The organism is Hansschlegelia beijingensis, from assembly GCF_045505405.1.
GTDB lineage: Bacteria > Pseudomonadota > Alphaproteobacteria > Rhizobiales > Methylopilaceae > Methylopila > Methylopila beijingensis_A.
Genome location: NZ_JBJKEX010000429.1, coordinates 1 through 2,327, shown reverse-complemented (window position 1 = coordinate 2,327; position 2,327 = coordinate 1). Strand labels below are relative to the sequence as shown.

Annotated in this window: 4 protein-coding genes and 1 pseudogene; 1 reads left to right on the top strand and 4 read right to left on the bottom strand. The window is 56.6% G+C overall.

Translation table 11 applies throughout. The features are described 5' to 3' along the window. The first annotated feature begins 225 nt into the window (after window positions 1-225). The gene (locus ACIKT0_RS17120) at window positions 226-717 is read left to right on the top strand and encodes a YcgN family cysteine cluster protein (protein WP_407106572.1); all 492 of its coding nucleotides are present in this window, start codon (window positions 226-228) and stop codon (window positions 715-717) included. Window positions 718-880: 163 nt separating this feature from the next. On the opposite strand, the gene ACIKT0_RS17115 is transcribed toward ACIKT0_RS17120, so the two are convergent. The 4 genes and pseudogenes from ACIKT0_RS17115 to ACIKT0_RS17100 all read right to left on the bottom strand — a co-directional run. Beyond that, window positions 881-1,648 carry a YecA family protein gene (locus ACIKT0_RS17115; protein WP_407106571.1) on the bottom strand — a complete coding sequence of 256 codons (768 nt, stop codon included), beginning with the start codon at window positions 1,646-1,648 and terminating at the stop codon, window positions 881-883. Next, the gene (locus ACIKT0_RS17110; protein WP_407106573.1) at window positions 1,636-1,971 is read right to left on the bottom strand and encodes a nuclease-related domain-containing protein; all 336 of its coding nucleotides are present in this window, start codon (window positions 1,969-1,971) and stop codon (window positions 1,636-1,638) included. Before ACIKT0_RS17110 ends, ACIKT0_RS17115 begins: the two co-directional genes overlap by 13 nt. Continuing rightward, window positions 1,968-2,201 (bottom strand): hypothetical protein, encoded by a 234-nt coding sequence (locus ACIKT0_RS17105; RefSeq protein WP_407106570.1) that lies wholly within the window; start codon window positions 2,199-2,201, stop codon window positions 1,968-1,970. The genes ACIKT0_RS17110 and ACIKT0_RS17105 overlap by 4 nt, the downstream gene beginning before the upstream one ends. Before the next feature lie 12 nt (window positions 2,202-2,213). Next, window positions 2,214-2,327, bottom strand: a pseudogene (locus ACIKT0_RS17100) (IS5/IS1182 family transposase); the annotation flags it as partial.

The window sequence follows — 2,327 nt, the reverse complement described above, 5'->3', positions numbered from 1 at the left end:
CGGCCGCGGGCCTGCCCGGCCTCCAGCGCGTCGAGCGTCCGTTCCGCCTGGGGCCGCAGGCGGGCGAGGAGCGCCTTCCATGCCGCGCGGGCCTTTGCGCCGAACTCGTCCACCCGAAAAAAGCCCCCGATCGCCTCGCGCTTCCCGCTCAGACACGACTTGACGCCACGCCCCCTGCGCGCGCAAGAGCCATGCCGCGCGGTATTTTGGAACAGCCCGAGCCCCTTGACGCAAGCCACAAGCCTGAAGCCCGAACCCTTCTGGAGGGTGAAGCGGCTCGAAGAAATGTCCCCGCAGGAATGGGAGAGCCTGTGCGACGGCTGCGGCCGCTGCTGCCTGCTCAAGCTGCAGGACGAGGAGACCGAGCGGGTCTACTACACCGACGTCGCCTGCCGCCTGCTCGACTGCGACAGCTGCCGCTGCAAATCCTACCCCGACCGCAAGGCCCATGTGCCGGACTGCGTGCAGCTGACGCCCAAGACGGTCGAGGACATCGGCTGGCTCCCGCTCACCTGCGCCTACCGCCTGGTGGACGAAGGCCAGGACCTCCCCTGGTGGCACCCGCTGGTGTCAGGCACCCCCGAGACGGTCCACGAGGCCGGCGTTTCCGTGCGGGGCCGGGTGTCCGGAACCGAGGACGAGGTGCCGCCGGAGGACCTCGAGGACCGGGTGGTGGACTGGCCCGTGCGGAAGGTGAAGGCGAAGCGGCGGGGGTGAGGGGGAACGGTCTTACGGTCCTTAGGAGAGGTTGGAACGCTCAGTTTTGCCTCGGCTTGTCCGAACTAAGCAAGCGACCGCGTTATTCCGTTGGAGCGTCCACAACCTTTCCGTCGATGCAGAGGTGATCTCGGCAACCGTTTGCCTAAAGTGCAATGATGAATCAGAGTCCGCCTAAACAACACTTCTTATACTTCATCCCACTACCACACAAGCACGCTTCATTGCGCCCAACTTTTCTGCGCAGCGTGCCCCGAGATAGGGTCATAGCCGGAACCATAGGCTTTTTTGGCAATGTAGCGACTGCCTTCTCCATATTCTCATCAACTTTCCACTTTCCTTGAATGACCAGAGCGTCTCGGACGTCGCCGGTTCCAGGAGCGAGTAACAGCCCATACCAAGAGTCCGACTTCGTATCGTACTTTTTAATGTGGCAGTGGATCGACAAGCGATCTTGAGCTGCCTCTTTCGGAAGTGAATTTACATGAATAGTGAAGCCGGACTTATTCGCTTGCGATGGGACAGAAAAATCGTGCGGCTGTCCGTCGTTAGCTGCGGAACGCACCAATCGATGAATGCCCGTATTGATGTGCGGGGCGGTATCAAACCCAAGCTGAAGGAATAGCATTCCAAGCCCCACAAGTTCGGGGATCGCGCTGGCCTCAAATTCGGAAATCAACCTGCCAATAGGCGTTCCGTCGAAGCGAGTTAGAATGCCTTTTGGTATTCGTTCCCCGGGTACTCCCAACCTGCGTGCGGACATCGCTGTGTCAAGGGAGCTGGTGAAATCATCGCCCAAATTCACCATGTCATACTGATCGTCAAACCGAAGGTTGTGTTCCAGATGATATCCTAAAATGGCGAGCTCTAGATTGACCAGAACCACCTTGCTAATTTTCGCGCGTAGCGCCAAGTAATTTAGAAAATGCAAGGGCGTATTAAGTATCTCGGAAAATCAATTTCGTCGCCAGACGATGATAGGAATCGGTATTTGGTGTCTAATAGTGCATTAGAGCATAGAAGGGCTTGATCATAGGCGTCACTAATTGATTTCTTGAAATCGTCCTTTAGCTGGAGATCGTTTCCTTTTCGTGCCTCGATGGTCAGTCGTTTTGATTTCGCTTGCACTACAATCGCTCGGTCTCCGTATAAGACAAGAACATCTACTTCCGTGATGCGATCCTTCCCTTTGTAGATGTCGACATTCTTAAAGACCCTTCTGTGGCCAAATACACGGCTAAGGCGATCCGTCAGGAACTGCTCGGCGAAGGCACCGCGGTTTTTGGACGCTGTTGCAACATAAGACTGTCCGAGGCCATCCAGAAAAATGGCGCTTCATACAGTGCTTCAAGCAGGCTGTAGTGTTGAAGAAGAATATATGAGCCGTCGGCAGCCTTGATGATTGGATTGGCATTTGTTTCATTGAAGGCGCTTAGGCTGGAGAAAGAGGCGTTCGCCCTTGTCTGATCAACGGTGAACGCCATTAGGGCCGAGACTCATAACCAGTAGCTGACGATCGCGGCGATATGGACGGCGGCGAGGAAGCTGGTGGCGTTACGGTCGTAGCGGGTTGCGACGCGTCGGAAGTCTTTGAGGCGGCAGAACATGCG

What these genes read in the sequence shown, in the direction of transcription:
- ACIKT0_RS17105 (WP_407106570.1), bottom strand. Translation starts at nt 2,201, where the DNA reads ATGGCGTTCACCGTTGATCAGACAAGGGCGAACGCCTCTTTCTCCAGC.